The organism is Desulfuromonas sp. (genome assembly GCF_002868845.1).
Taxonomy (GTDB): domain Bacteria; phylum Desulfobacterota; class Desulfuromonadia; order Desulfuromonadales; family BM501; genus BM501.
In genome coordinates this window covers 48295-74422 of the sequence record NZ_PKUB01000056.1, presented here as the reverse complement: position 1 = coordinate 74422, position 26128 = coordinate 48295, and the positions used below count along the sequence as shown (strand labels likewise).

25 protein-coding genes and 1 tRNA gene are annotated in these 26128 nt (G+C 66.5%); 9 read left to right on the top strand and 17 right to left on the bottom strand.

Annotation, left to right across the window (positions count from 1 at the left end; translation table 11 throughout):
- Nucleotides 1–184: 184 nt before the first annotated feature.
- On the top strand, nucleotides 185–1576 hold the full coding sequence (gene rlmD / locus C0617_RS16855) for a 23S rRNA (uracil(1939)-C(5))-methyltransferase RlmD (protein WP_291318202.1): 1392 nt from the start codon (nucleotides 185–187) through the stop codon (nucleotides 1574–1576).
- Nucleotides 1577–1618: 42 nt separating this feature from the next.
- Nucleotides 1619–1942, top strand: a complete 324-nt coding sequence (locus C0617_RS16850) for a hypothetical protein (RefSeq protein ID WP_291318201.1) — start codon at nucleotides 1619–1621, stop codon at nucleotides 1940–1942.
- Nucleotides 1943–1947: 5 nt separating this feature from the next.
- On the opposite strand, the gene C0617_RS16845 is transcribed toward C0617_RS16850, so the two are convergent.
- Nucleotides 1948–2160 carry a lipoprotein gene (locus tag C0617_RS16845; RefSeq protein ID WP_291318200.1) on the bottom strand — a complete coding sequence of 71 codons (213 nt, stop codon included), beginning with the start codon at nucleotides 2158–2160 and terminating at the stop codon, nucleotides 1948–1950.
- Between the two features lie 71 nt (nucleotides 2161–2231).
- The gene (locus tag C0617_RS16840) at nucleotides 2232–2804 is read right to left on the bottom strand and encodes a DUF3365 domain-containing protein (protein WP_291318199.1); all 573 of its coding nucleotides are present in this window, start codon (nucleotides 2802–2804) and stop codon (nucleotides 2232–2234) included.
- 234 nt (nucleotides 2805–3038) lie between these two features.
- Between C0617_RS16840 and yedF the strand changes: the two genes are divergently transcribed.
- Both yedF and C0617_RS16830 read left to right on the top strand, forming a co-directional pair.
- A complete protein-coding gene (yedF, locus tag C0617_RS16835; RefSeq protein ID WP_291318198.1) occupies nucleotides 3039–3623 on the top strand; it encodes a sulfurtransferase-like selenium metabolism protein YedF in 585 nt (194 codons plus the stop codon).
- Nucleotides 3624–3738: 115 nt separating this feature from the next.
- A tRNA-Sec gene (locus C0617_RS16830) sits at nucleotides 3739–3834 on the top strand.
- 56 nt (nucleotides 3835–3890) lie between these two features.
- Here the strand turns inward: C0617_RS16830 and C0617_RS16825 are convergent.
- The 4 genes from C0617_RS16825 to C0617_RS16810 all read right to left on the bottom strand — a co-directional run bounded on the left by C0617_RS16825 (nucleotide 3891) and on the right by C0617_RS16810 (nucleotide 7110).
- On the bottom strand, nucleotides 3891–4499 hold the full coding sequence (locus tag C0617_RS16825; RefSeq protein WP_291318197.1) for an ADP-ribosylglycohydrolase family protein: 609 nt from the start codon (nucleotides 4497–4499) through the stop codon (nucleotides 3891–3893).
- Nucleotides 4500–4664, bottom strand: a complete 165-nt coding sequence (locus C0617_RS16820) for a hypothetical protein (protein ID WP_291318196.1) — start codon at nucleotides 4662–4664, stop codon at nucleotides 4500–4502.
- Nucleotides 4665–4725: 61 nt separating this feature from the next.
- On the bottom strand, nucleotides 4726–6321 hold the full coding sequence (locus tag C0617_RS16815; protein WP_291318195.1) for a hypothetical protein: 1596 nt from the start codon (nucleotides 6319–6321) through the stop codon (nucleotides 4726–4728).
- A gap of 129 nt (nucleotides 6322–6450) precedes the next feature.
- Nucleotides 6451–7110 (bottom strand): hypothetical protein, encoded by a 660-nt coding sequence (locus C0617_RS16810; protein ID WP_291318194.1) that lies wholly within the window; start codon nucleotides 7108–7110, stop codon nucleotides 6451–6453.
- 424 nt (nucleotides 7111–7534) lie between these two features.
- Between C0617_RS16810 and selA the strand changes: the two genes are divergently transcribed.
- The 3 genes from selA to selD are packed head-to-tail and all read left to right on the top strand — an operon-like array spanning nucleotide 7535 to nucleotide 11961.
- Nucleotides 7535–8956 carry an L-seryl-tRNA(Sec) selenium transferase gene (gene selA / locus C0617_RS16805; protein WP_291318193.1) on the top strand — a complete coding sequence of 474 codons (1422 nt, stop codon included), beginning with the start codon at nucleotides 7535–7537 and terminating at the stop codon, nucleotides 8954–8956.
- Nucleotides 8956–10884, top strand: coding sequence for a selenocysteine-specific translation elongation factor (gene selB, locus C0617_RS16800; protein ID WP_291318192.1), 1929 nt, complete (start codon nucleotides 8956–8958; stop codon nucleotides 10882–10884). The genes selA and selB overlap by 1 nt, the downstream gene beginning before the upstream one ends.
- A gap of 36 nt (nucleotides 10885–10920) precedes the next feature.
- Entirely contained in the window at nucleotides 10921–11961 is a 1041-nt protein-coding gene (gene selD / locus C0617_RS16795) for a selenide, water dikinase SelD (RefSeq protein ID WP_291318191.1), read from the top strand.
- Nucleotides 11962–12111: 150 nt separating this feature from the next.
- Here the strand turns inward: selD and C0617_RS16790 are convergent, their stop codons facing one another.
- Both C0617_RS16790 and C0617_RS16785 read right to left on the bottom strand, forming a co-directional pair.
- Nucleotides 12112–13824 carry a BatD family protein gene (locus C0617_RS16790; protein ID WP_291318190.1) on the bottom strand — a complete coding sequence of 571 codons (1713 nt, stop codon included), beginning with the start codon at nucleotides 13822–13824 and terminating at the stop codon, nucleotides 12112–12114.
- On the bottom strand, nucleotides 13818–13943 hold the full coding sequence (locus C0617_RS16785) for a hypothetical protein (protein ID WP_291318189.1): 126 nt from the start codon (nucleotides 13941–13943) through the stop codon (nucleotides 13818–13820). The genes C0617_RS16790 and C0617_RS16785 overlap by 7 nt, the downstream gene beginning before the upstream one ends.
- A 51-nt stretch (nucleotides 13944–13994) precedes the next feature.
- Between C0617_RS16785 and C0617_RS16780 the strand changes: the two genes are divergently transcribed.
- On the top strand, nucleotides 13995–14186 hold the full coding sequence (locus tag C0617_RS16780) for a hypothetical protein (RefSeq protein ID WP_291318188.1): 192 nt from the start codon (nucleotides 13995–13997) through the stop codon (nucleotides 14184–14186).
- A gap of 36 nt (nucleotides 14187–14222) precedes the next feature.
- Here C0617_RS16780 and C0617_RS16775 read toward each other — a convergent pair whose 3' ends face one another.
- The 8 genes from C0617_RS16775 to C0617_RS16740 form a co-directional block, all read right to left on the bottom strand.
- On the bottom strand, nucleotides 14223–15647 hold the full coding sequence (locus C0617_RS16775; protein ID WP_291318187.1) for a VWA domain-containing protein: 1425 nt from the start codon (nucleotides 15645–15647) through the stop codon (nucleotides 14223–14225).
- A complete protein-coding gene (locus C0617_RS16770; protein ID WP_291318186.1) occupies nucleotides 15635–16633 on the bottom strand; it encodes a VWA domain-containing protein in 999 nt (332 codons plus the stop codon). The genes C0617_RS16775 and C0617_RS16770 overlap by 13 nt, the downstream gene beginning before the upstream one ends.
- Entirely contained in the window at nucleotides 16630–17115 is a 486-nt protein-coding gene (locus tag C0617_RS16765; protein WP_291318185.1) for a DUF4381 domain-containing protein, read from the bottom strand. The genes C0617_RS16770 and C0617_RS16765 overlap by 4 nt, the downstream gene beginning before the upstream one ends.
- Nucleotides 17112–18047 carry a DUF58 domain-containing protein gene (locus C0617_RS16760; RefSeq protein WP_291318184.1) on the bottom strand — a complete coding sequence of 312 codons (936 nt, stop codon included), beginning with the start codon at nucleotides 18045–18047 and terminating at the stop codon, nucleotides 17112–17114. The genes C0617_RS16765 and C0617_RS16760 overlap by 4 nt, the downstream gene beginning before the upstream one ends.
- The gene (locus tag C0617_RS16755; RefSeq protein WP_291318183.1) at nucleotides 18044–19012 is read right to left on the bottom strand and encodes a MoxR family ATPase; all 969 of its coding nucleotides are present in this window, start codon (nucleotides 19010–19012) and stop codon (nucleotides 18044–18046) included. Before C0617_RS16755 ends, C0617_RS16760 begins: the two co-directional genes overlap by 4 nt.
- Nucleotides 19013–19390: 378 nt before the next feature.
- Nucleotides 19391–19795, bottom strand: a complete 405-nt coding sequence (locus C0617_RS16750; protein ID WP_291318182.1) for a hypothetical protein — start codon at nucleotides 19793–19795, stop codon at nucleotides 19391–19393.
- A gap of 198 nt (nucleotides 19796–19993) precedes the next feature.
- Nucleotides 19994–21184, bottom strand: a complete 1191-nt coding sequence (locus C0617_RS16745) for a VWA-like domain-containing protein (RefSeq protein WP_291318181.1) — start codon at nucleotides 21182–21184, stop codon at nucleotides 19994–19996.
- Between the two features lie 10 nt (nucleotides 21185–21194).
- Entirely contained in the window at nucleotides 21195–22256 is a 1062-nt protein-coding gene (locus C0617_RS16740) for a hypothetical protein (RefSeq protein ID WP_291318180.1), read from the bottom strand.
- A gap of 179 nt (nucleotides 22257–22435) precedes the next feature.
- Between C0617_RS16740 and C0617_RS16735 the strand changes: the two genes are divergently transcribed.
- Nucleotides 22436–25327, top strand: a complete 2892-nt coding sequence (locus C0617_RS16735; RefSeq protein WP_291318179.1) for a hypothetical protein — start codon at nucleotides 22436–22438, stop codon at nucleotides 25325–25327.
- A gap of 127 nt (nucleotides 25328–25454) precedes the next feature.
- Here the strand turns inward: C0617_RS16735 and tpx are convergent, their stop codons facing one another.
- Nucleotides 25455–25973: a thiol peroxidase gene (gene tpx / locus C0617_RS16730; protein ID WP_291318178.1), complete on the bottom strand. Its 519-nt coding sequence runs from the start codon at nucleotides 25971–25973 to the stop codon at nucleotides 25455–25457.
- Nucleotides 25974–26128 lie beyond the last annotated feature (155 nt).

The window sequence follows — 26128 nt, the reverse complement described above, 5'->3', positions numbered from 1 at the left end:
TTTGCGATAAATTGGAACCGTGGCCCGTTTATCATGCATTCCAATGAGACATTACAAAACCGGCCCGAGTGTACCGGCCCGATGCGGGGCAAGTCAAGCGAACAGGGGAGCGAACGGGAGATTGACAGGACCCCGACGACAGGGGTAATGTTCGGCATTCTCCCCCAACGAAAAGGACCACCCCATGGCAAAACCACCGGCAAGAGGCAAGAGCAGGCCCCCCAGGACCCCCCTGCCCACTCTCGAATGCGACATCGACCACATCAACGACGACGGCGTCGGCATCGGCCGCCACGCCGGCAAAGAGGTCGTGGTGGCGGGCGCCTTTGCCGGCGAGCGGGTCGAGGTCACGGCGGAGCACACCGGGCAGCGCCGCATCATCGGCCGCCTGCGCAAGGTCCTGTCCCCGAACCCGGACCGGGTCCCCTCCCCCTGCCGGCACGCGCGCTCCTGCCTCGGCTGCCCCCTGATCGCCATGGACTACGCCGCGCAGCTCGGCTTCAAGCAGGACCGGGTGCGCCAGGCCCTGGACGGCTACCCGGACCTTCGCAAGGTCCCGGTCGCCCCGGCGTGGGAGGCCTCGCACCCCCTGGGCTACCGCACCAACGCCAAGCTGGTCTGCAGCCGCGGGCGCGGGCAGGTCAAGATCGGGCTTTACCGGCGGGGCAGCCATGACCCGGTGGACATCGGGGACTGCCCCCTTCACAACCCCCTGGTCAACCGCATCGTCGCCGTGGTGCGCGAAGAAATCGACCGGCAGAAGATCTATGTCTACGACCCCGCCCGGCGCCGGGGCCTGCTGCGCTACCTGGCGGTGCGGGTCGCCCCGGCTGCGAACAAGGCGATGGTGACCTTCGTCGTCGCCGAGCGCGATTTCCGCCCCGTCACCCACCTCGCCAAGTGGCTGAAAAAGAAGGTCCCCGAGGTCGTCTCGGTCAACATGAACGTCAACGCCTCGGAGGGGAACGTCATCTTCGGCAGGGAAACCAAGCGCATCATGGGAGTGCCCGACCTGATCGACCAGGTAGGCGACGTGCGCCTGCGCATCTCCCCCACCTCCTTCTTCCAGGTCAACAACGAACAGGCGGCCCGCATCTACCGCCTGGTGCGCCAGTGGGCTGCGCTGGGCAAGGATGAGACCGCCCTCGACCTCTACTGCGGCATCGGCGGCATCGCCCTGCACCTGGCCAAGGACGCGGGGCGGGTGATCGGGGTCGAGGTTGCCGAGGAGGCGGTGGGCAACGCCCGGGCCAACGCCCGGCTGAACGACACGGCGGGCTGCTCCTTTTTCGCCGGGGACGCCGCTGGGCAGCTGGAGGAGCTGGCCGAACAGATCCCGCCCGGCGGGGTCGCGGTGGTCAATCCCCCGCGCAGCGGCTGCGAGCCGCAGGTCCTGAAGGGCCTTGCCGGACTCGCCCCGCGGACCCTGATCTACGTCTCCTGCAACCCCCGGACCCTGGCCCGCGACCTCGACATCCTCGGGGGGCTGGGATACCGCACCGCCGAGGTGCAGCCCGTGGACATGTTCCCCCAGACCGGCCACGTCGAATCGGTGGCGCGCCTCGTCCCCGCCTAGCCCGACGACGTCATTGAAGCGAACCTGCATGAAGCCCGAGCCATGACACCAGCCACCCTCAGCGCCCTATTCCTCTTTGCGGCCGCCCTGCTCCAGTCCTTCAGCTACCTGTGCCGCAAACTACCCGCAGAGCGCCGCCCCAACATCTACCCCCGCAACCAGTGGGCGCAGGCCGGGATCGACCTGAGCTGGATCTGCCTGTTCGGGGCCGGGATCGTCCCTGCGTTCGGCCTCTCCGCCTGGCTCGGCGCCGTCGCCCTGATCGCCTACTTCGTGATCCTGCCCTTCGCCTTCCAGCCGTCCATGGCCCGGCTCATGGGATTCAAGAGCCTGCGCGATTACCTGGAGACGGTCGACCGGGGCTGAGGGGCTTACTCGGCCCCCAACTGCGCCAGCCGCTCCCGGGCCTTGGCCGCGTAGGGCGAGTCGGGGAATTTCTCCAGAACCTGCCGGTAAAGCTGGGCGTCGTGATCCTCGTTAAACTGCTTTTCCTCGAACTGGGCGGTCTCGAACAAATCCTTCGCCTGGTCGCCGCATCCGGCGAGCACAAGGGCCAGGAAAATCACCGAAACAATCCTGCGCATGATCTCAGTCCTCCCCGGGGAACGAACGCCCCCGTCCATGCCACCGCGCCCGTTTGGGCAGGAGGCGTTTCTCAATCGAGGGGCATGCTGACGGTGAAGGCCCCCCGGATATCCCCCGCCCCGAAGCCCGTGGCCCGGTCCTCGGGGTAGAGGGTCCGCAGCCCGGCCCGGACATCGGGAGCCACCGCCGTGCCGTGGCACACCAGGCAGACCTCCCCGGTGGGGATCGCCTTCATGTAGCGCAGGACCCTTCCCCCCTCCTCCTCCACGACCTCGTAACGTTCCAAAACCGGCAGAGCCTCTCCGCCGGCCTTGCGCTCCTCGAAGGACTCCAGAACCGCCCTCTCCCAGGGGTCGGGTGCGTTCTGCCGGTTGCGCACCTTGAGAGCCGTCCTCCCGATTCGCAGTCCCCTTTCGGCGGAGACCGCCCCGGCGATCGCCGGGGCCCTGTCCCGACAGACGCCCAGGGCGAAGACCGGCCCCCCCTGCCGCAGCGCCCCGACCAGCTCCCCCTTGAGCGTACTCGCGAACTGGCGTGTCGCCTCCCGGCAGGGTTCAACCCGCCCCTCTCCCCCGGAAGCCGCCGGCGACGACACCCAAACCGCCAGAATGCAAACCATCAGAAACCCGGATATACGCAGCATTGTACCCTCCCCGACGTGTCGACTCACGGCTGTAAGGTTTCCATTCTATCAGCTCTGTTGCGGTTTATCAGAAGTCAGAAGACCGGCGGTTGACCGCTGAGAACTGCATGCGAGCCCCCAAAATAGAAACAACCTATAATAAAACAAAAATACATCAACATTACCTATTTGTATTATTTGTGCTTCCGGTTTATTAATAATACTCGGAATTCCACTCGAAAGGGAGACGAGATAATGACGACCTTGGACTGCCGGGCCAAGAAGTGCCCCCACCCCGTTGTCGAAACCCGCAAGCTGGTCCTGGAGCGACCGGGGGTTCCCCTGCGCGTTCTGGTCGGGGACGATACGGCCCGGGAGAACGTCTCCCGCCTCGCCGCCAGCCAGGGCTACACGGTCGAAGCCAGCGACACCGATGGCGGCTTCGCCCTCGAGCTGACCCCCGGCGCGGCCTCCGGTAAGACCGGTGACGCGACTGGCGTCGTGGGAAAAACCGTCGCCTTCGTCGCCTCCGATGCCATGGGCAACGGCGACGACGAACTGGGACGACTGTTGATGAAAAACTTCCTCTTCACCCTCACCGAACTCGACCCGGCCCCCGACGCCGTGCTGTTCGCCAACGCCGGGGTCAAATTGGCCGCAGAGGGGTCCGAGGTCCTCGAGGCTTTGGACAAACTGGCCTGCATGGGGACCGACATCGCCTCCTGCGGCCTGTGCCTCGATTTCTTCAACATCAAGGAGACGCTCGCCGTCGGCCGGGCCACCAACATGCTCGATATCGTCGAGACCCTGCGGGACGCCGCGCACACCATCCGCCCCTGACTCTCAACCTGGCAGAATCGCTTGGAATAACTGCGCTTTCACACATACCAACTCCGTGCGGATGTCCCTTGCATCAGCACCGGAATCGTGCTAAATTTCCCTACCGTCAGCTTTCGGGAGTAGTTAGTAGCCTGGTGGCGCTCTCGGTCTTCAAAACCGAAGGGGGGCGCATCCCGTCCCCGGTGGGTTCGATTCCCATCTACTCCCGCCATTAACAAAAAAGAAGCCTTCCGCTCACGCGGAAGGCTTCTTTCGTTCTGCAAAGCCTCAGTTCAGGTCGACCGCCTCCCGGAAGCGGCTAACGACCCTGGCCAACCGGTCGTCAAGCCGGGCCCACACCTCCTCCTGAATGCCCTGGGGGACCCCGCCGAAATAAGCCTCGGCCACGCTCCCGGCTATGCAGGCCTGGGTATCGCTGTCGCCGCCGAGAGAGACGGCGCCCCGCACCGCGTCCTCGAAGTCTTCGGCCTCGAAAAAGGCTATCAGGGCCTCGGGGACCGAGCCCTGGCAGGTCACGTCGAACCGATAGTCCGGCCGGATGCTGTCCAGGCTTCGGGAGAGGTCGTAGCCGAAGCGGGTTTCCAGGTAGTGCCGCAGCCTCCCCCGGTCCTTTTCCCGCCGCGCCAGAAAGATCGCCGCCGCCACCGCCTGGGCCCCCTTGACCCCCTCGGGGTGGCTGTGAGTGGGCAGGGCGGTTTTTTCCGCCTCGGCCAGGACCGTATCCAGATCGTCGAAACACCACCCCACCGGGCTGACCCTCATGGCCGCCCCGTTGCCATAGGAGTTGTAGGACGCACGCCCCTCTCCCTGCGCCCATCGACAGAAGTTGCCGCCGTAATCTGCGTGGGGATAGAGGCAAAAATAGTGCCGCAGCATCTAGTCGCAGGGCCGGCCTTCAAGCAGGCTTTCGGCCACCGCGACGCTCAGCACCGCGTCGTCGGTATAGGTGCACTCCGGGGCGAACAGGGCGAAATCCCTGCTCTTGACCGGGTCGGTCTCGAACCGCGAACCGATGATGTCGCCGGCAATGGCTCCGAGCATGCAAGAACCTCCAAAGCGGAAGGGCGGGACCTATGGCCCCGCCCCTGGTATCGATTGGAGCCTACTCCGCGCTTTCCGGGAATGCCGGTTTCAGGTAGAACCCCCGGGAATGGTTGTTGATGCTGACGGAATTGCCGGCCACCTCGCCGCTGTCGTTGATGGCCGCCGCGGCGCTGAAGGGGAAGGTCGGCGTGAAAGGGTATTCGTAGGGCGGCTGATGGGTGCCGAGATAGTACATCGTCCCGCTGTCCCAGAGAAAGGCGTGGCGGACGATCGCCTCGGCGCAGTCCTCGCATGTGCCCCCGGTCTCCGACCAGCCCACCACCTGCCCCGCCTCGTTGATGGCGGTCGCGCAGCTGTTGGTCCCGCCGAGGGTGCCGAGATCCCTTATGGCCCCCTTCTTGTTTTCGTCAAGGGACCAGATATAAGCGTGATTGGAACCATCCTCGAGAGTTGCACAACCCACGACCTGGTCGAGGTTGTTGATGTCGATAGCTAGACTGCTTCCCCCACCCAAATCATCAATCGGGTACATAACCCCGCCGTCCCAGAAGAAGCCGCGAACGTCGTCCGTCGCCACGTCGAGGGTGGCGGGGTCGAAATTGCCCGAGTTGCCGACAACATGGCCATCGGGGATATCGTCGTTGTTGGTGCTGATGCTGTCGTTGATGTCGACGGCCACGGTCATCGTCGCACCCGGCAGGTGGTTCAGCGACTCAATGACGTCCCAGTTCAGGTCATGAAAGATGACCGTGCCGCCGCTGTTGATGACCGCTTGCCCGTTTTCATTGATGGCCACCGCCTCGCTGTCCGCCCCCACGATGCGTCCCAGGGACTCCACATCGGGCACCAGGACCTCGACAGGGCCGGTGGGATGCTCCTTGTCGGGGTAGTAATAATGGAGGGAATCGGTGCGGAAGCTGACCCCGTCCCAGTAGTAGGCGTGGCGGCCGGTCTTGTCGTCCATGGTGAGAGCCACCTCTCCGAGGTCGTTGATGTCGACGGCCTCCGAGTACTGCCCGTTCACGCGGTAGATCTTGATGGTGACATTGCCGTTCTCGTCTTCGTCCTTCTCCTCGATGGTATAGGGGGGAGGGGCAAGATCGAAGAAGGCGCCGTCGTTCCAGAGAAAAGCGCGCTTTTCTTCGTCATCGGGCCACCCCGTCCCGGTGGTGGAGTTGCCGATAATCGTCCCCGATCCGTTGATCCCCGCCGCCTCGGAGTAGATGAAGAACTTGCGGAACTCCTCCTCGCGCTTGTAGCCGATGCAATAGAAGTCGTCGTAAGTCCCCGATTGCCTGCCGAGGTAGGTCATCAGGCCCGTGACCGGGTCCCAGCGGAAGGCGCCCTTGACCGGGCTCCCCGCGTTGGACTGGCCGACGACGATGCCGGCGTTGTTGATGGCCGCGGTCTTGGTGAAGTACCAGCCGTCGCCGGGAGGCGGCTCGCCGTCGGGCGCCACCAGGTCGCCCAGGTCGGTGAGGTCGCCGAGCTTGCCGGGCCCCTCGGTCCCGCCGGAGCCGACGCTTCCGCCGTCGTCATCGCCCTCCTGAACAATCGCGTCGCCGATGCTTCCGCCGTCATCATCGCCCCCGCAGCCCTGCAGAGGAAGAACCAAGACCCCCAATAGCACTAAAATGGACCAGAACCGCCCCATCTTCAAACCTCCTTTAAATTCGCCCCTCGAGCATGGACAAAGTGGACAGGTACATCACTGAACAAACGGGGACAGCCCGGCCACTCCCGGCAGGGGGAAGCGGAGCTGCCCTTTCGATCCGCCGGAGGATCAGAACTGGAAAGAAACCATTCCCCCCGCTGAAAAGTCGCTCTTGTACTGGGCCTCGGCCCCGATGGAGAAACCGTCGAAATCGAGCACGATGCCGCCGAACCCTCCGACGTTGTTGTCCTCCTCGAGTTCGGTGGTCCCGGTGCCGTCCTCGGCGTCGCCCTTGGCGATGAACCCGACCGGCCCGGCGTAGACCTGCAGGGCCCCGTGGTGCAGCTCGAAGGGAAGTGCGACCTCGAGCTCGTAGGCATCCTGGATTTCCACGCCGGTGTCCTCGTCCTCAACGTCGAAGAAGTATCCCCCCTGCAGAACGATTCCCCAGGCGAAGACGTCCGTCTCGTAGAAGGCGCCTTTCACCCCCCCGATAAAGAAGGGCTCGTAGTCGCCGTCCAAGTCCTCGGCCTCCAGGTCCGCCGCGCCGCCGCGCAGGTAGACTTCCCCGCGGGGTTCGTCCTCCATGCCGAGGCCGTAGCCGAGATGGACGTAGATGCGGTTCTGCTCGATTTCCACGTCGTCCCACTCGGCCTGATGATTGAGATAGCCGGCCCCGACACTCACCTGGCCGTGGTCGGCCGCGGGCATCGCCGGGCCGATCTGGGTGGCGAAGGCCACCGAAGCGCTGGCCACGAAAAACACAACAAACAGTACAAGCCTCTTCATGCTTCCCTCCTGATCGGCTGAATAAGGTTCCCTCGATAATTTTCAAGCGTCTGCACCAGGTAGGTGCTACCAAATGATTAACCACCCCTAAACTTTTAGCACTATTTTTCTTTTTGTCTACAGCAAGTCTTTAGGTAGAGCCGTTTTTTTCACCCGTCGTTGAGCCCCCCTGGTCCCCGGAAAGCCCCCTCCTTTCCCTGTGCAAAACGGACCGCCGGACGCGCCTGGAAACGGCTCCTTGCCGGTTGTGATTTTTTCAGGACCGTGCTACTATTCGAGCCGCTTATGTGTCTACAGACATTAGGCATTTTCCCGGCCGCGGCCTGGAAATGTTCTAAATAAAAGTCCCCGATCCGGGCAAGCTTCGTTGGGAACCTGCCCGCAGGACGAATTCCCCGCCAACCCACCAAGTGAATCCGTTGCCATGACCGAAAAAAACCAGCTTTTACGCCAGTTGCCGGCGGTGGAACGAATCCTCAACGAGCCCCTTCTTCTGGAACTTGCCGAGGACTGCCCGCGAACCCTCATCCTGGAGGCGGCCCAGCAGGCGGTGGCCCAACTGCGCCAGCAGATTTTGACCTCTCCGCCCGACGGCCTCCAGATGGACCTGTCGCCGGCCGCCGCGGCGAAAATCGCCGCCCGTCTGGCCCAGGCCAAGGAGACCCCGTCGCTGCGCCCGGTCATCAACGCCACAGGAACCCTGCTGCACACCAACTTCGGCAGGGCCCCCTTGAGCGACACGGCCCTGAGCGCTGTCAGCGCCGTCTCCCAGAGCTACTCCAACCTGGAATTCGACCTGGAGACAGGTCAGCGGGGCCACCGTTATTCCCACGTGGAGGAGATTCTCTGCCGCCTGACAGGCGCCGAGGCCGCCGCCGTTGTCAACAACAACGCCGCCGCGGTTCTGCTGGCCCTTTCGGCCCTGGGCAAGGGCACCGAAGGCATCGTCTCCCGGGGCGAACTGGTTGAAATCGGTGGCGCTTTCCGGGTCCCCGACGTCATGGCGGCCAGCGGCATGACCCTGGTGGAGGTGGGCACCACCAACAAGACCCACATGCGGGACTACGAAGAAGCGATCACGGAAAACACCGGTATGCTGCTGAAAATCCACACCAGCAACTTCCGCATCGTCGGCTTCACCGCATCGGTTCCGGCGGCCGAACTGGTCCCCCTCGGCCGGAAGCACGGAATTCCGGTCATGGAGGACCTGGGCAGCGGCATGCTCTTCGACCTCTCCCCATTCGGGCTGCCCCAGGAGCCGACCGTGGCCGAAGCGGTGGCCTCGGGCATCGACGTGGTGACCTTCAGCGGCGACAAGCTGCTCGGCGGGCCCCAGGCCGGTCTCATCGTCGGCAAGAAGGAGCCCCTCGCCAAGATCCGCAGCCATCCCCTGGCCCGGGCCCTGCGCATCGATAAGATGACCCTCGCCGCCCTGGAGGCGACCCTGCGCAGCTACCTTGACCGGGAAAAGGCGATGAAGGAGATTCCGGTCCTGCAGATGCTCGGTCTGGGCCAGGCGGAGATTCTCGACCGCTGCCACGCACTCGAGGAGCTGATCCGGAACGCCCTGAGCGACCGCCTCGACACCGAAATCGTCCCCGAGACCTCCCAGGTCGGCGGCGGGGCCCTGCCCACCACCGAACTGCCGGGCCACGCCCTGGCCCTGGCCCCGAAGAACGTCTCCGCGGACGAACTGGCCACCCGCCTGCGCCACACCGACCCGCCCCTGGTGGGACGCATCCAGGAGGACCGGCTGCTGATCAACCCGCGCACCATCCCTCCGGATGAAAACCAGGCCCTGGTGCGGGTCCTCGAACACGCCCTCAACCCCCGGGACGATCGATAATGAGTTCAGCGCAAGACCGCTACGTCATCATCGGCACCGCCGGTCACGTCGACCACGGCAAGACCGAGTTGATCAAGACCCTCACCGGCACCGACACGGACCGTCTCAAAGAGGAGAAGGCCCGCGGCATCACCATCGACCTGGGCTTCGCCTCCTTCCGCCTGCCCGGCGGTGAGATCGCCGGAGTGGTCGACGTCCCCGGCCACGAGCGTTTCATCAGCAACATGCTCGCCGGCATCGGCGGCATCGACCTGGTCCTGCTCGTCGTGGACGTCACCGAGGGGGTCATGCCCCAGACCCACGAGCACATGCAGATCATGGACCTGCTGCAGATCCCCCGGGGAATCGTGGTGCTGACCAAGTGCGACCTCTCCGAGGAGGAGTGGATCGACCTGGTGGAGGAGGAGGTCCGCGAGGAGGTTTCCCACACCTTTCTCAAGAACGCCCCCTTCTGCCGGGTTTCATCGGTGACGGGGGAGGGGATGGACGAACTGCGCCGGCTCATCGCCGAGAACGTCGCCCTGCTCCCCAGCAAGGACGCCGACGGCCCCCTGCGCCTCCCCGTCGACCGGCACTTCACCATGAGCGGCTTCGGCACGGTGGTGACCGGGACGATCCTTTCCGGGACGGTGCGGGTCGGAGAGACCCTGGAGGTCCTCCCCGCCGAGGAGAAGACCCGGGTCCGGGAGGTCCAGGTCCACGGCAACAAGGTCGAGGAGGCCTACGCCGGCCAGCGCTGCGCCCTCAACCTGGCCGGCCTGGAGCGGGCCGTCCTTGAGCGTGGCTCGGTCGTGGGCACACCGGCGATCTTCGACCAGACGACCCGCCTCGACGGCCGCCTGACCCTTCTCCCCGAGGCCCCGCGCCCCGTCAAGTTCCGCGACCCCGTCCACTTCTACCTCGGCACCGGCCGGGTGGTGGCCGAGGTGGCCCTTCTCGACCGGGACGAGATGCAGCCCGGCGAAAGCGCCATCGTTCAGTTCCACCTCGACCGTCCCATCGTCGCCCACCGCGAAGACCGCTATATCATCCGCTCCTACTCGCCGATGATCACCATCGGCGGCGGCAGGGTCCTCGACCCCCGCCCGGAAAAGCACCGCCGCTTCCGCAAGGAGATCATGGAGTCGCTGATCGAGATGGAGTCGGGGGAGAAGGCCTTTTTGCTGCAGAAGATCCTCGACAAGCAGTGCATCACCGCCAAGGAACTCGAAACGGTCTCCGGGATGGGCAAGGAGAAAATCACCGCCAACCTCAAGGAGCTGGAGGGGGAAAAGAAGATCGTCCAGATGGTCGATCAGTGGGTCGTCGGCCAGGCCCTCGTCGCCTGGCGCCACCGCCTCCTCGAAGAGACGGAGCGCTTCCACGCCGAGAATCCCCTGATCCCCGGCATCCCCCACGCCACCCTCAAGGGAGCGCTGCCCCGCAAGGTCTCGCCGAAGGCCTACGAAAAGCTCCTCGGCCAGGTGGTCGCCGAGGGATTCCTCCAGCAGCGGGGCGAAGGGCTTTGCATTCCCGGCTTCACGCCGGAGCCGACCGAAGAGCAGACCCTCGACCTGGAACGCCTCGAGGGAGCCTACCGCAAGGCCGGGGCGATGGCCAAGAACAAGAACGAGACCCTCGCCCAACTCGGCATGCCGTCCTCCAAGGCCGACCCCTACTTCGCCTACCTCTTCGGCATGGGAAGACTGGTCAAGCTCAACGACGAAAGTTTTTTCCACAAGGAGACCTACGACCGGGCCCTGCAGGTCCTCATCGACCATTTCGCAAAGCACGACACCCTTATCCTGCCCGACTACCGGGACATGATCGGCAGCGCCCGCAAGCAGACCCAGGGGATCCTCGAGCACTTCGACGGTCTCAAGTACACCATGCGCCGCGGCGACGAGCGGGTCGCCTGGAAACTGCCCAAAGAGGATCCCGGGAAGTAACGCGCCCGCCGACCCAACAACTTGAAGGAGATCCCCGTGGCCGAAGAGCGAATCCGCCTGACCAGCCTGTCCCGATCTTCGGGGTGAGCAGCCAAAATGGCCCCCGGGCCATTGGCACAGGTGCTGTGCCGGCTACCCAAATACGACGATCCGAACCTCCTCTCGGCCGACATCCCCTTCGCCGATTCGGGCATCTACCGGATCAGTGACGACCTGGCCATGGTGCAGTCGGTCGATTTCTTCACCCCGATCGTCGACGACCCGATCGCCTACGGACGCATCGCGGCAGCCAACTCCCTTTCGGACATCTACGCCGTCGGCGCCAGGCCGGTCACCGCCCTCAACCTGGTCGGCTTTCCGCCCTGCCTCGACCGGGAGGTGCTGACCGGAATCCTGATCGGCGGCGCGGAAAAGGTGCTCGAGGCCGGGGCCGTGGTCGTCGGGGGGCACACCGTCGACGACGAGGAGCCGAAGTTCGGCCTGGCCGTGACCGGCCTGGTCGATCCGGCCCAAATGGTCACCACCGTCGGCGCCCGGCCGGGCGACCGCCTGGTGCTGACCAAGCCCCTTGGCACCGGCATCCTGGCCACCGCCTTCAAAGGCGGGGTCATCGAGGAAAGCGACCTGCAGGAGGCCATCGCCGGGATGGCGACCCTCAACAAGGCGGCCGCCGAGATCATGATGGAGGTCGGCGTCTCCTGTTGCACCGACATCACCGGCTTCGGCCTGCTCGGCCACGCCCAGGAGATGGCCGAGGCGAGCGACGTCTGCCTGGCGATCGACTTCGCGGCGCTGCCCCTCTACCCGCGAGTCGAGGAGATGCTCACCATGGCCCTGATTCCCGCCGGCAGCTACAACAACCGCGAGCACTACCTCCCCAAGGTGGTCGACGGGGAGAAACTGGCTCCCGAGCGGCTCGACATCCTCGCCGACCCCCAGACCTCCGGGGGCCTGCTCATGGCCGTGGCCGAAGCCAAGACCGAAGCCCTGATGACCCGACTGCAGGGCGAGAATGTTCCCTGCTGGATCGTCGGACAGGTCGAGGAAGGGCCGGCCGGCAAGCTGAAGATCGTTTAAGCGGCCCCGACAGCGACAAAAAAAGGCGATCCGACCGGATCGCCTTTTTACTTTTTGACCTTCACAACAACCGGGTCCTGAAGACCGGCTCCCGCCGCAACCCGGGGCAACTGCCCTTCCTTCCCTCGATGCGATCGAACAGCGGGCGGCTCAATCCCGGTAGAGCGGTTCCAGGGCGCTTCCCCGGCCCCTCCTGGCCTTCCCCTTCTCCGTCTTGTCCTTGCTGAAGGCCTCCCAGAGGCCCTGCCCCTCCCACCGCTCCCCGCCGCGACCGTAAAGGGCGGCGTTCAGGCTCTCGATCTCCTCCTTGAGGGGCGAGGGGCAAAGGCCGGAGAGCTGCCCGAGGCTGGTGGGCGGCGCCCCCGGAAAACGGGCGAGGCCCCATGCCAGCAGGGTCTCCTTGGCCATGGCCGGGTCGGCGCGGCGACAGGCCTCCTTGAGGCGCCCCCTGTGTCTTCCGGCTCTCGGAACAGGACTTTCTCGCTCCACCGCAGGCTTGCGTCCCCGCCGTCGGAAGAGGATCCAGGCCAGCGCCGTCCCCGCCCAGCCGAAACCGAGGATCAGACAGAGGATCTTCCAGAAGGGGTCCGCCGAAGGGACAGAGACCTGGGTCGAAGGGGGCTCGCTCGCCTGGGTCGCTGCCGCCGTCGGCGTTTCGGGAGTGATGGCCGGAGGTTTCGCAACGGCGGAGGCCGCCGCCACCTCGATGGCCCGCTCGGGCAGACGGGCCGTCTCCAGGCGGTCGGAGTCGACGTTCCACCAGGGGACCTCCACCGCCGGCAGGACGAATCGCCCCGGGCCCGTCGGCACCAGGGCGATCTTTTCCTGGCGCACCCCGACAATGCCGGAGACGCCCTCCCTGTTCTCCAGGGTCGGCCGGTCGGGGTATTGCTTGATTCCCGCAACCTCCGTCATAGCGAGATCCGGAACCTGGGCGGCCGTGAGCCCCTCGGCGACCAGGGTCAGGGTTCGGGTGACCGGCTCCCCGGCCTTGAAGGCGGGCGGGTCCTGGGGCCACTCCTCCGCCAAGGTGATTTTTTTCGCCGGCAGCCAGAGCCCGCCCGGAGCCCCGGCCGGAACCGGCTGGACCTCGACGCTTACCCCCTCAGAGCGCAGGCGCCGCACCGGGCCTCCCGCCGCGAAGGGGTCGAGCATAGAACGGCGCCGGGAAGCGATTCGCCCCTCGAACAGGATCGGCTCCACGCTCAGCGTACCGCTCTGTTGCGGAAAGAGGGCGTAGCGCCGCTCGATGACCAGGAATCTCCGACCGTCCCGCATCGTCTCGTAACTGCGGTCCTCTCCCAGCTTTTCGACCACCGCCTCCATCCCCCCCACCGCTGGCTCGCTCAGAGTGGCCTCGCCGAGATCGACGGCCCGCAGCAGGCGCACGACGTAGAGGATCTGCTGCTGAACGCGGGCTGTCTTCGGCTCCGCCTCCACCTCGAGGAACAGGTCGGCCTGTCTCTGGGCCTGTGCGCTCCTTGGCGTCGCATTGACGGAAAGGGACAAGGCGGGCGAGGGGTCGCTGCCGAAAGGAATGGAGGGTATCCGGAAATCGCCGGCGGCCTTGGCCATGAGGGTCAGGGTCCAGGTCTTCTTGCTGCTGGCGCTGCCGTTGACAAAGGAAAAGCTGCTGCTCTGGTTCTGGCCGAGGATTTCGAAGTCCCTCTCCAGGGGGGCGAAGTCGGGGGCAGCGTCCATCGACCCGTCGGCCTCGAGAATCAGGCGAAAGGACTCGTCGAGCCCCACCGGGTTGCGGTCGACCCAGGCCCGAACATGGCCGGCCCAGGAGATCCCTGCGGAAGACAGAAGGGTCACCAGCAAGGCAAAAAGGATCAGGGAAGTTCTGCGCAACGTTACCATGGCTGCTCCTCGGCGGACGGTTCCCGGCGCCGGTACTGATATTGAAACTTGCGCCGCCAGAGTCCGCCCGGGTCGTCGGGAATGCGGCGCAGCCACTGCTCGGCGGATTGGGAGTTCAACTCAGAGTTCTGAGTGGGATCTTCCTTCACTTCTTCGCTGGAAGGCGAAGGTTGTTGCTCTTGCTCACCTCGTCCCTCCCCGTCCGGCTTGAGCGGCTGCGCATCGGCGGATTCTTCGGAGTTCTGGGTGCTGGAGGCAGAGTCCTGGGCGCGATCTCCGGCGGAATCCTCCTCGGCCTGCGGTCCCTCTTTCCCTTCGGACCCGTCCCCGTTCTGGGACTGTTCTCCGGGAGACCGGGGTGAATCCCGCTCTTCTTTGTTCCCCTGTCCTTCGCTCTGTTAACCCTCCCCCTGCTCGTCGGAAGAAGACGGTTGCTGCTGGTTTTCCAGCTCCTTGCGCACCAGGTCGCGGTTGTGGGCGGCGTCTGCGTGGTCGGGATCCTTCTCCAGGGCCTTTTCGTAGGCTTCCAGGGCCTGGGGGTAACGCCCGAGGCGGGCCAGGGCGTTGCCACGGTTGTAGAGGGCATCGGCGGCGGCGAGCCCCTGGAGGGCCTGCTCGGCCTCCTGGTACTCCCCGGCCCGGTAGTGGGCGGCCCCCTTCCATGCGGGGTCGGTGAACCCTTCCGCCGCCGCGCTCGCCTCGCCCTTCTCCAGGGCGCGGGCCGCCTGCTGATCCTGGCGCAGCCAGAGGCCGGACAGATCAATGGCCTGCGCCGGAAGGGGCAGCAGGGTCAGGGGCATCAGGGCCAAGGGGAGGATGGTCAGGACTCCGCGCCGGAAGGCTAGCGCGGCCAGGGGCAGCAGGGGCAGGAGCAGCCAGGGGCCTGCCTCGCGCCAGGCGTCGGCCTTGAGGACCGTCTCTTCTACATTTCCTCCCAGGCGACCGGGGGCGAAAAGGGGAAGAAGAGCCTCCAGGTCCCCGTCGTCGGGGGTGATGGTTCGGTAAACCCCGCCCCCCGCGACGGTCAGCTTTCGAAGGGTGTCGGCCTCGAGGCGGGGCAGGACGATGGAGCCGGCGGCATCCTTGAGAAAGCCCCCCTGCGCGGGGATCGGCGCCCCTTCCGGGGTTCCGACGCCGAGGACCGCCAGCCGGTGGCCCTCGGCGGCAAAGTCGGCGGCCGCGTCGAAAACCCGGTCGCCCCGGATGCCGTCGGTGACCAGCAGCACCCCGCCGCGCGCCACCCCGGCCTGCCGCAGCAGTTCCCCGGCCCGCTCCAGGGCCAGATCGGCGCGGCTGCCCTGGGCCGGCATCAGGGCCGTCTCCAGGCTCGACAGGTGGGCGGCGATTGTTTCGGTGTCGGGGGTCAGGGGGGAGAGGACGAAAGCCTCGCCGGCGTAGACGACGAGACCGGTCTGCCCCTCCCGGCGCTGGCGCAGGATGTCGGCCACCTTGTAGCGGGCGCGCTCGAGGCGGCTCGGCTTGAGGTCGGCGGCGTCCATGGAGCGCGAGAGGTCGAGGGCGATGACCAGGGCCGACTGGTCGCGCAGCACCGGGCGAGGCAGTTTTTCCCAGGCCGGTCCGGCCAGGGCGACGATGGCCAGCAGCCCGCCGGCGGCCAGCGCCGCCAGGCTTTTCCGACGACCGCCGCCGGGCCCGCCGATCAGCAGGTGCGGCAGCAGGTGCGCCTCGCAGACCGCCTCCCAGTTCCCTCCGCCGGAGCGCCGGCGCCAGCCCCACCACAGCAGCAGCCCCAGGGGGAGCAGGGCCAGGAGCCAGGCCGGGCGCAGGAAGTGGAATTGGGCGAATGGGGTCAGGTAATCCATGGTAAAACTCCCCTGCGCAGCCGCTGGATCAGCACCAGGGCCGCCAGCGTCAAGGACGCGCCCAGGGGCCAGGGGTAGAGGGCGCTCATCGGGCGGAAGGTTTCCTTCTCCCGCTCGGCCGGCTCCAGTCGGTCGATTTCCGAATATATCTGCTCCAACTCGGCGGTATCCCGGGCGCGGAAGTAGCGCCCGCCCGTCGTCTCGGCGATCCCTTTCAGGGTCTCTTCATCGAGGTCGGCCGAGGGATTGATGCTACGGGTTCCGAAGAAGGAGGCCAGCACCATCTCGTCGGCGCCGATGCCGATGGCGTAGATCTTCAGCCCCTCGGCGGCGGCCAGTTCAGCCGCCTTGAGCGGTTCGACCTCCCCGGCGGTGTTGGCGCCGTCGGTGAGCAGGATCAGGACCCGGTCGGTAGATTCCTGGCCGCGCAGGCGCTTTACCGCCAGGCCGATGGCGTTGCCGATGGCCGTCTCCTTGCCGGCCAGGCCGATGGCCGACTCCAACAGGAGGCGGTGCACCGTCTGGCGGTCGAAGGTCAGGGGGGTCTGCAGGTAGGCGTTGCGGCCGAAGAGAACGAGGCCGAAGCGGTCGCCGACCCGCCGCTCGATAAATTCTCCCGCAACGGCCTTGGTGGCGGTCAGGCGGTCGACGGTGCGCCCGCCCAGGCTGAAATCCTCCGCCTCCATGCTGCCGGAAAGATCGACGGCCAGCATCAGGTCGCGACCGCTGACGGGCAGTTCCACCGGGTCGCCGAGCCACTGGGGCCGGGCCGCGGCGCCCACCAGGCAAAGCCAGGCCAGAGCCGCCAGCAGGAGGGACCACCGGCGTCGGATTTTCCCCGGGGAGGCCGCCCCATAGGCGAAGTCTCCCGCCTGCGGCACCCGCAGGGCCGCTCCCCGATTCGCCTCGGCCGCAGGCAGCAGCAGCCGCAACAACCAGGGAAGGGGCAGGGCCAGAAAGACCCAGGGCCAGGCGACGTGGATCATGCCCTCCTCCCCCGGCGGGAAGGTCGGGACCGCAGCCAGTCGCGGCACAGCTGCAACAGGCCCTCGGCATCGATCTTCGCGATCGGCCGGTAAGGGGCGCTGGCCAGGGCCGCCCCGGGCCCCTGGCGGAACCGTCCGTCGCCGAGGGCGGCATCGAGGTAGTCGAGCCAGGCGACCCCGGTCAGGGCCGCCGCCTCCGCCCGCGGCGCACGGCAGAGGCAGGCGCGACGCAGCAGCACCGAAACCTCGGTCGCCAGGCGCCGGCCGTCGCCGTGCTCGGCGTAAGCCCGGCCCAGGCGCTCCAGTTCGGCCAGGGCGGTGCGTCGCCAGGCCAGTTGCCTGCGGCGAACCAGCCACATCCGGAGGGCCAGGGCGGCCAGTGCGAAAAGACCCGCAAGAAGCCACCAGCCTGGAGCCGGCGGCCACCAGGAGATCGGTTCGGGCAGATGAATATCGCGCAGGGGAAGCTGGCCGGGGTTCATGGCGACCTCAGCATCAGTCCCTGACGCAGGCGGCCGGCCGGGTCGTCGTCGGTGGCCAGGGGGAGCAGGAACATGCCGTGGCGGCTGCAGAGGGTCCGCAGTCGCTCCATGTGGGCCTCGAAGCGATTCCGATGGCTATGACGGACGCGATCGTCGCCGCTGTCGAAAAGGGCCTCGCCGGCGCCGTCGCTGACCCGGTAGCGCCCGGACGGAGGGAGTTCCCGCTCCAGGGGGTCGTGGACGAAGACCAGCACCAGGTCGCAGTGGCGGGAGAGGCTGCGCAGATTGGCCTCGGCTTCGGGACCGAGGTGGCGGAAATCGCTGAAGAGGAAGACCAGGCTCCCGGGACGGGCCACCCTCCGCAGGCGGCGCAGAGTCCATGGGGCGTCGGAGGCCTGGCGCTCGCCCTTGTCCCAGGCCGGGTGGCCGCTGATCAGGCGGATGAACTGCAGGGCGGCGTCCCGCCCCTGGCGCGGGCGCATTTCCCGGTGCTGCGTTTCGGAGAAGACCAGCCCGCCCAGGCGGTCGCCCTGGCCGACGGCGCTCCAGGCCAGCAGAGCGGCGGCGCGGGAAGCCTGTACCGCCTTGAAGACCCCCCGGGTGCCGAAAAACATCGGTGCACGGACGTCGACCCACAGCAGCACCGGCCGCTCCCTCTCCTCGCGGAAAAGCTTGGTGTGCGGCTTGCAGGTCCGGGCGGTGACCCGCCAGTCGAGGTTGCGGATGTCGTCCCCCGGCTGGTAGGAGCGAACTTCTTCGAACTCCATGCCCCGCCCCTTGAAGGCCGAGAGGTAGGTTCCCCCTTGCTGGGCGCGCACCTGGGCCGAACGCAGCGGCAGGCCGCGGGCCGCCCGGCGAAGCTCCACGAGTTCACCGGCGCTGACGCGCACCCCCTCGCCCTGTCGGTCGGGCTTGGATCCGAAAAGGTTCATGGAACCGCCACCCGCGCCATCAGTTCCGAGGTGAAGCGATCGACCGTCATCCCCTCCACCTCCGCCTCGTAGCTCAGCAGCACGCGGTGGCGCAGCACGTCCGGGGCCATCGCCTGGATGTCCTCGGGGGCGACGTAATCGCGGCCGGCGAGCCAGGCGTGGGCGCGGGCGCAGCGGTCCAGGGCGATGGTCGCCCTGGGACTGGCGCCGTAACGGACGCAATGGGCGAGATCCTCGCCGTAGGCGCCGGGGTTGCGGGTCGCCAGGATCAACTGCACCAGGTACTCTTCGAGGTTCTCGGCCATATATAGGGAGAGGACCTCTTCCCGCGCGGCGAAGAGTGTCGACTGGCTTATTTTCGGCGGCGCAGGGACCGTGCCCTCTGCCTGGCCGAAGGCCTCGCTCCGGGCCAGGCGCAGGATGTTCCGCTCGTCCCCGGCGCCGGGGTAATCGATGCGCAGGTGGAGCAGGAAGCGGTCGAGCTGGGCTTCCGGCAGGGGATAGGTGCCGTCCTGCTCGATGGGATTCTGGGTCGCCATGACCAGGAAGAGCGGCGGCAGGGGATAGGTCACCCGACCGATGGTGATCTGCCGCTCGGCCATCGCCTCGAGCAGAGCCGACTGCACCTTGGCCGGCGCACGGTTGATCTCGTCGGCGAGGACCAGATTGTGAAACAGCGGCCCCTGGCGGAACTCGAACTCGCCGGTCTGCTGGCGAAAGATCTCGGTGCCTGTGAGATCGGCGGGGAGCAGGTCGGGAGTGAACTGGACACGGTGGAAATCAGCCTCGACCCCCTCGCCCAGCACCCGGATGGCCCTCGTCTTGGCCAGCCCTGGCGCCCCCTCGACAAGCAGGTGGCCGTCGGCGAGCAGTGCGATGAGCAGACGCTCGACCAGCTTCTCCTGGCCGATGATGAGACGGTTGATATAACTCCTGAGCTGAAGAAGAGCTTCCTGATTCGACATGAAAAATGACCCTTTGCGCTATGGATTCAGGGAAAGGTCTTGCGCGACTATGACCGAAATTAAAGCCAGCAGGAAAATAATCACTCTCTTCATTCCTGTCAAGGTCGCCCGGCTTCTCTCGGTCGCCGAATAGCCTGCGGCAAAGGGTCACGGCATGCCGGAGAAGGGTCGCGCCGAGCCAGGGCCTGCCCGACGAGGCGGCGCACCGGAAGGGGACGGGGCAGGCGTAATGACGACGGGAAAAAAGGGGATGAGCTTGAAATTCTCGGAAGCGATCAGGTTGATCCGACTCCGGGCCAACGCCGCGACAGAACAGAGGGAACCGACGTGCGAAGGAGGGAATCGGGACAGGCACCTTTGCCAGGGAACCAGTCTCGGCTACAGATCGCCGGTCAGCTTCTGAAGTTCGAAGATCTTCGGGTTGATCTCCCGCACGATGGCGACGATCTCCCTCAGCCCCTCCTCGTCCACCCCGGTCTCCTCGTCCACCCCCTGGAACCAGGGGTTCCCCTTGGGCAGGACGGCGTAGCTTCCCTCCCGCAGCAGGGCGACATCGACCACGTCGTTGACCCGCCCCTCGGCCTCCCAGGGGTCGCGGTAGGTGTACTGGCGGGCGAGCACGTGCAGGGTAAGACCGTTGGCGAAAGCCCCCTTGACCTCGAAGGAGAACTCCCGAGGGGAGCCGTAGCTCTCGGTGCGACCGCCCCGGGACATGACCCGGGCGCCGGCGTTTTCCAGAATCTCTTTGACCGACTCCTCGGTCATCGGCTTGGTTTGGTCCATAATTTCACCTCGTGACGAGTGACGCGTAACGCGTGACGAGAAAAACGATCTTTTGGCTATTGCTTTGCGGCTTGAGATAGCGACAGTGAACGGGCGAGAGGCCGGTTTTGATTTCAATCGCCCTTGTTGCGTTGCCAGACGGCAAGGTTCTGAAGCCAATCCGCATTCGAGTTGAACGAAGTGCATACCAAAAAAAGACTAAACATCGAGCCGCAGTTCCACCCCCCAGTCGGCAGGCATGCGGCCGTCCCCGGTCAGAACCCAGAGGGTGGGGAACTCCATCCTCTCCGGCGCCTCGCCGTAGCCGTCGGTAAGATAGATGACGGCGGCCGGCGGGGGATTCATTCCCCTGGCATGATCGAAGACAGGGCGCAGGTCTGTAAAACCGCCACCCTCGTAGACTTCGGACACGGCCGAACGGCCCTTGAAGCTTTCCACCCGCTGGATCCGGCTGCCGGCGTAGAGGACCGTGATCTGGCTGTCCCGCCCGCGGGCGATGCGGAGGAGGTCGCGGGCAAAGGCCTCGCGCAGCTCGCGCACGTCGGTGGAGTCACTGACGTCGATCCCGACCAGCAGGTTCAGCCGGCGGCGCTTGCGGATACCCGGAGTGTCATGGGCGAAGCGGCGGTGCTGCCGCATCCATGTGCCCTGCCGCCCGACCCGGCCAGCGGTGGCGACGAACTGGCGCAGCACCTGCATCCAGGGGACCGGGGACGGGGCCAGCAGTCCCTCCACCAGGGGCCGCACATCGCCAGGCACCTCGCCGTCGCTTCGCTGCCAAGCCTCGCGGACCATCTGCCGCACGACTTCCTCGGCCAGGCGCACCGGGGTGCTGTCGGCCTGTTCCCACTCCCGGTGGTCGTCGAAACGCTCCCGGTGCCGGGCCTCCTTCTTCAGCGCCGCCTCGGACTCCTCCCGCCCCCGACCCGCCTGCCGGCCGTCATCCTGCCCGGCGTCGCCGATCCCGGGGCCGTCCAGGTTGCCGATGTCGAAGCTCCGGCAGAGCTGTCCGTAGTAATCCTCGGCGGCCAGTCCGGCCTCCAGAGCCAGCGGTTCAGGGAGCGCTGCGGCCGCGGGCAGGCCCTCGATGGAGGGATTGACGGCCAGGTCGCAGGCCAGGTCCCAGACGAGGGGGTGACGCCCCTCGCGCCGGACCGGATGGAGATGGAGAATATGCTTGATGATGTGTTCAAGGAGGGCCGACTGCTCGATGCCGGAGTGTGCGGCGAACCGTTCGGGACAGACCCGCAGGGTCGGGGTGCCGCCCTGCAGGGTCACGCCGAGAGGTGCCGGACCGCTCCGCTCGAGCCGCCGGAAGCCGAGGAGAAAATGCCCGTAGAAGGGGCGGGCCTTGAGCAGGCGCACGATGGCGTTCTGGAGGTTTCTCATCGACCAGGCTTCAGGAGGCCTCTCGGCTGATTTCGGAAATGGCCTCGAAGACGACAGCGTCGTACTTGTCCTGAACCAGCACCTCGGCGACCTGCGGGATCTTGACCAGCGCCTTGACGAGACCGAAGCGCATGTCCCGGGGCAGCGCCCCGATGTAGCCGATCAGCCCCGCCTCCCGGGCCTCGTCAAGGGCCGATTCGACCTCCAGGACCGTGACGAGTTCGCTCATGGTCGTCGCCTGCAGGTCGTGGCGCTGCTCCTTGACGCGCGGCGCCACCTCGTCCCAGCGGTCGAGAACCTCCAGGGCGGTCACCGGCCGCTCTCTCTGCTCGCTGCACCAGCGCAGGAAGGCCACCGCGGCTTCCTGGCCGACGATCCCGGCGTAGACCTCCATCTCCAGGTCCTTGGGAAGGCGGCAGGAGCGGCGCAGGGTGCTGATCATCTCCCAGGCCCGCTCTGTCGGTTCCACCTGCATGTCGAGGGCGCTCCCCTGGCGGGCCAGCAGCCCCTGGTTGCCGGCGAGAAAGCGCTGAACCTCGGGATCGAAGTCGTGACTGCGTGCGTAGCGGGCCCAGCACCGGTAGTCGGTCTCCACGTAGAGCATCACCATCCGATCGAGGAGCGCCCGGTCGAGGGTCGCCACCTGGTAGGTTCCATCGGGCGGGTTGATGGAGACGACCACCTTGTGCCGGGGGTGCAGGGTGTGGGTGTGAAGGGCGCGGCGCATCCCGTCGGCCGGCGGCTCCACGAACTGGAAAATGGCCTGCAGGGTGTCCTCCTGCTGGGCGCGGTTGAGTTCGTCGCAGTGGACGACCGTCTCCGGGTCGTCCTCGCCGGGCCACCAGGAGGGGCGGGACCAGAGCATGGTCTCCCCATCCCGGTAGGGGATTCCCACCAGGTCGCCGACCTCCATCTGCCCGAGACGCAGAGAAACGTGCCTGCGCCCCAGTTCCCTGCAGGCCTGGATGATGCCGGCGGTCTTGCCCACTCCCCGGTGCCCGACAACGCAGGGAGTCAGGTCGGTCTTGACCAGTATTTCGCGAAGCACGTCCTTCATCTGTTCAACGTTCATGGCCCGATCATCCTTCCGCAGGACAGATTAAGGTCCTAGAATACCCCGGAAAGTCAACGAAAGTCCATCCCTCGCAGGCCGGAGCGTTGAAAAACGGTTGCCTCCGAACAGCGAATTGACGCACACTAACGAACATTCCACCCTGCAATGCATTTTCCTCTTCCATTCCAGGAGGACCCGTGAATAAGCCCTTCCTCTGCCTCGCCCTGATCGCCCTGGCCGCCCTGATGCTGCCCCCTCCCGCCGCCTTCGCCCGGCTCGACCCGGGTCTCGATTGGCGCACCCGGGAGACCGGCCATTTCCTTGTCCACTTCCATCCCGAGGCGCGAGAGGTCGCACAGCGCGGAGCGGCAATTGCCGAAGAGGTCCACGAGCGCCTCATCGGCGAACTCGGCTGGGAGCCTGCGGCCAAAACCCACCTGGTCTTCGCCGACGTCTCCGACGCCAGCAACGGAATGGCCACCCCCTTTCCGGTCAACCGGATGATCATCTACCTGGCCCCCCCCCTCGACGAGCCCTATTCCCTGACCGACCGGGAAGACTGGCTGCGCATCGTCATCACCCACGAATATACCCACATCCTGCACCTCGACACGGTGCGCCGCCTCCCAAAGGTGCTGCGGAAGATTTTCGGCCGCCTCTACTTTCCCAACGCCTACCAGCCCAACTGGGTGATCGAGGGTCTCGGCACCTACCAGGAGACGGCGGCCACGGAAGGCGGCCGGGGCCGGGCCTCTTTCACCGACATGGTGCTGCGCATGGCGATCCTCGAGGGCCGTTTCCCGAGCATCGCCCAGGCCGCGACGGTTCCGGACGGCTGGCCGGCGGGGCAGGCCCCATACCTCTTCGGCGCGAAATTCTTCGAATACCTCGAAGCCGCTCACGGCCCCGGCCTGGCGAAAAAGGTCAATAACATCTACGCCGGCCGCCCCCTGCCCTTCATGGTCGATTCCTCGGCGCGCCGGGCATTCGGCTCGACCTACAAGGAAGAGTGGCGCCGGTGGCAGAGCTCCCTCGCCGAGCACTACGGGGAGCGGCGCCGGGACCTGGAGGCCGAAGGTCTGACTCCCCTCGCTCCCCTGACGCGGGAGGGGTACCGAAATGCCTCCCCGGTCTTCTCACCGGCCGGCGACACCCTGGCCTGGTCTTCGGCCACGGCCGACAACTCGGCGGCGCTCTGGCTGATGCGCTCCGACGGCACCGGCAAAGAGCGCCTGGTCCGCCGCCTCGCCGTCCCCGCCGGGGCCGGTCTCTCCTGGAGCGCCGACGGCCGGGCCCTGGTCTACGCCAAGCTTGAGCGGGACGGGAGCGACAACCTGTTCTACGACCTGTTCCGCTACGACCTCGACCGGAAGCGGGAGACCCGCCTGACCCGGGGAGCGAGGGCCCAGTCGCCCGACGTATCGAAAGCCACCGACAGCCTCCTCTTCGTCACCGGTTCCGGGGGACGCACCCGCCTGGCCGTCGCCGGCCCCGGCGGAGAGGGCATCCGCCACCTGACCGGTACAGACTCCCCCTTCGACTACGCCGGCCCCCGCTGGTCGCCGGACGGGTCGCGGATCACCGTGGGGACCAAGGACCGGGCCGGGCGCTTCGCTATCCAGGTCCTCGACGGCAAGGGCCGCCTTCTGCATCAGCTGCCCGGCGGCGCCATCGCCGCCGGCCCGGCCTGGGCCCCCGACGGCAGGACCGTCTTCTTCACTTCCGACCGCAGCGGCATCTTCAATATCTACGCCTGGCGACCGGAGGAGAAAACCCTCTTCCGGGTCACCAACCTGCTCGGCGGCGCCTTCTCTCCGGCGGCCTCCCCGGACGGCGCCACCCTGGTCCTCGCCAGCTACGGCGGCGGCGGATTCGACCTGGCCTCCCTCCCCCTCGACGAGGCGAATTGGACGACGGTCGAGCCTCCCGAGGGCAACCCGGCCCCCGCCCCCCCCGCCGCCAATCGGACCGCCGAAAATGCTCTCCAGACGGAAATGCCCGAGCGCCCCTATTCCCCCTTCCCCTCCCTGCTGCCGCGCTACTGGTTCCCCTGGTTCGGCGTCGACGAGGAAGGGACCCAGTACGGCGCCATAACCTCGGGTCTGGACGCCCTGGAGCGCCACAGCTGGGCGGCCACCCTCCTCTACGGCCCCGACAGCGGGCGAACCTCCTACAGCCTTCTCTACGCCTACGACGGCCTCTACCCGACCCTGCAGTTCTTCGCCTCGGACCGTGCCGAGGCCCTGGCCGACTACGCCTTCGGCACTCCCGGCGGCCCGGAACTCGACTTCTGGGAGCGGCGCCAGAGCGCGGGGCTCGACATCCGGATCCCCTTCCCCGGGACCTGGTCCCGCCACTACCTGATCCCGGGATACCGCTTCGAGGAGTTTCACGGCCTGACCGCACCGCCGCCGGGAGCGCCCCGGCCCGACAAGGGCCAGCTCTCCGGGGTGCGACTCAGCTACCTCTTCGACAACACCGTCCGCCCGCCCCGTTCGATCAGCGCCGAGGACGGCCGCAGGGTGTCATTGGCGGTGCAGCACAACAGCCCCGGGCTGGGCAGCGACTTCCGGCTCACCAAGTACACCCTCGACTGGCGCGAATTCCTCGACATGCCCTGGTGGCGCCACCACGTCCTGGCCGGGCGCCTCTTCGGGGGGCTGGCCGACGGCGAGACCCTCGACCAGCGGGCCTTCCGGGTCGGAGGAGATCCGCCCGGAGACATCCTCCAGGGGCTCGACGGCGAGTCCCTTCCCCTGCGCGGCTACGGGATCAACGAGTTCCGCGGCCAGCGGGCGGTCCTCGCCAGCCTCGAGTACCGCTTTCCGGTCGTCAACCTGGAGCGCGGCCCCGGCAACGGCCCCTTCTTCTTCCGCCGCATTCACGGGGCGGTCTTCGCCGAGGGAGCGAACGCCTTCGACAGCGGCGGGCTCCGCAGCGAGGACATCCGCACCTCCTCCGGGATGGAGGCCAGGCTCGATCTGGATTTGGGGTACGTGTTACCGATCACCCTGCGCCTGGTTCTCGCCCGGGGTCATGACGAGGGGGGAGAGGACCAGGGGTATCTCTCTCTGTGGGCCCGGTTTTGAGTAATCGTCGGCACTCCTGATCCGTGGCCTGAATCACCTCAGCCGCAAAGAGCTTCACTGGCACCAGAAAAGCGAAGGCCCCGGTCAAACGACCGGGGCCTTTCTGTTTCCAGGATGGGAGAACATTTCAGAGAAGCTTGCGGGCCGCCTCCAGGGCAGCATTGTAGTCAGGCTCGGCCGTGACCTCGGACACGACATCCCGGTAGGCGACCTTGCCGGAGCGGTCGACGACGAAGACGGCGCGCGCCAGGAGCTTCAGCTCCTTGATGAGCATCCCCCAGTTCAGCCCGAAGGAGCGGTCCTGGTAGTCGGAGAGGGTCACGACCTTTTCGATGCCGGCGTTTCCGCACCAGCGCTTCTGGGCGAAGGGCAGGTCGAGGCTGACGGTGTAGACGACCACGTCTTCGGGCAGCTTGGCCGCGTCCTCGTTGAACCTGCGGGTCATGGTGTCGCACACCGGGGTGTCGAGGGAGGGGACGACGGTGATGATCCGCACCTTCCCCGTCGAGTCGGTCAGGGTCACGGGCTGCAGTGCGTTGTCCACGACCCGAAAATCGGGAGCCGGGGAACCGACCGCGACGTCGGGGCCGAGCAGGGTCATGGGGTTGCCTTTGAAGGTAATCACGTCGGTTCTTTCCTGTACCATGAATTCTTGTCCTCCCTATAAATAAGCAATCGAAACGGTTCTAATTCTAGCCGCGTATTACCCCCTGTCAAGGCCATCGCCGGGAAACCCTTAAAACCGTTCCTCGGGCCAGAGACTCAATCAGGGGCTTTTTTCTTCCCCTAAGTGGTCATCTA

Excerpts from the sequence above, each read along its gene's own strand:
- rlmD (WP_291318202.1), top strand. The coding sequence starts at position 185 with ATGGCAAAACCACCGGCAAGAGGCAAGAGCAGGCCCCCCAGGACCCCC.
- C0617_RS16850 (WP_291318201.1), top strand. The coding sequence starts at position 1,619 with ATGACACCAGCCACCCTCAGCGCCCTATTCCTCTTTGCGGCCGCCCTG.
- C0617_RS16845 (WP_291318200.1), bottom strand. The coding sequence starts at position 2,160 with ATGCGCAGGATTGTTTCGGTGATTTTCCTGGCCCTTGTGCTCGCCGGA.
- C0617_RS16840 (WP_291318199.1), bottom strand. The coding sequence starts at position 2,804 with ATGCTGCGTATATCCGGGTTTCTGATGGTTTGCATTCTGGCGGTTTGG.
- yedF (WP_291318198.1), top strand. The coding sequence starts at position 3,039 with ATGACGACCTTGGACTGCCGGGCCAAGAAGTGCCCCCACCCCGTTGTC.
- C0617_RS16825 (WP_291318197.1), bottom strand. The coding sequence starts at position 4,499 with ATGCTGCGGCACTATTTTTGCCTCTATCCCCACGCAGATTACGGCGGC.
- C0617_RS16820 (WP_291318196.1), bottom strand. The coding sequence starts at position 4,664 with ATGCTCGGAGCCATTGCCGGCGACATCATCGGTTCGCGGTTCGAGACC.
- C0617_RS16815 (WP_291318195.1), bottom strand. The coding sequence starts at position 6,321 with ATGGGGCGGTTCTGGTCCATTTTAGTGCTATTGGGGGTCTTGGTTCTT.
- C0617_RS16810 (WP_291318194.1), bottom strand. The coding sequence starts at position 7,110 with ATGAAGAGGCTTGTACTGTTTGTTGTGTTTTTCGTGGCCAGCGCTTCG.
- selA (WP_291318193.1), top strand. The coding sequence starts at position 7,535 with ATGACCGAAAAAAACCAGCTTTTACGCCAGTTGCCGGCGGTGGAACGA.
- selB (WP_291318192.1), top strand. The coding sequence starts at position 8,956 with ATGAGTTCAGCGCAAGACCGCTACGTCATCATCGGCACCGCCGGTCAC.
- C0617_RS16790 (WP_291318190.1), bottom strand. The coding sequence starts at position 13,824 with ATGGTAACGTTGCGCAGAACTTCCCTGATCCTTTTTGCCTTGCTGGTG.
- C0617_RS16775 (WP_291318187.1), bottom strand. The coding sequence starts at position 15,647 with ATGGATTACCTGACCCCATTCGCCCAATTCCACTTCCTGCGCCCGGCC.
- C0617_RS16770 (WP_291318186.1), bottom strand. The coding sequence starts at position 16,633 with ATGATCCACGTCGCCTGGCCCTGGGTCTTTCTGGCCCTGCCCCTTCCC.
- C0617_RS16765 (WP_291318185.1), bottom strand. The coding sequence starts at position 17,115 with ATGAACCCCGGCCAGCTTCCCCTGCGCGATATTCATCTGCCCGAACCG.
- C0617_RS16760 (WP_291318184.1), bottom strand. The coding sequence starts at position 18,047 with ATGAACCTTTTCGGATCCAAGCCCGACCGACAGGGCGAGGGGGTGCGC.
- C0617_RS16755 (WP_291318183.1), bottom strand. The coding sequence starts at position 19,012 with ATGTCGAATCAGGAAGCTCTTCTTCAGCTCAGGAGTTATATCAACCGT.
- C0617_RS16750 (WP_291318182.1), bottom strand. The coding sequence starts at position 19,795 with ATGGACCAAACCAAGCCGATGACCGAGGAGTCGGTCAAAGAGATTCTG.
- C0617_RS16745 (WP_291318181.1), bottom strand. The coding sequence starts at position 21,184 with ATGAGAAACCTCCAGAACGCCATCGTGCGCCTGCTCAAGGCCCGCCCC.
- C0617_RS16740 (WP_291318180.1), bottom strand. The coding sequence starts at position 22,256 with ATGAACGTTGAACAGATGAAGGACGTGCTTCGCGAAATACTGGTCAAG.
- tpx (WP_291318178.1), bottom strand. The coding sequence starts at position 25,973 with ATGGTACAGGAAAGAACCGACGTGATTACCTTCAAAGGCAACCCCATG.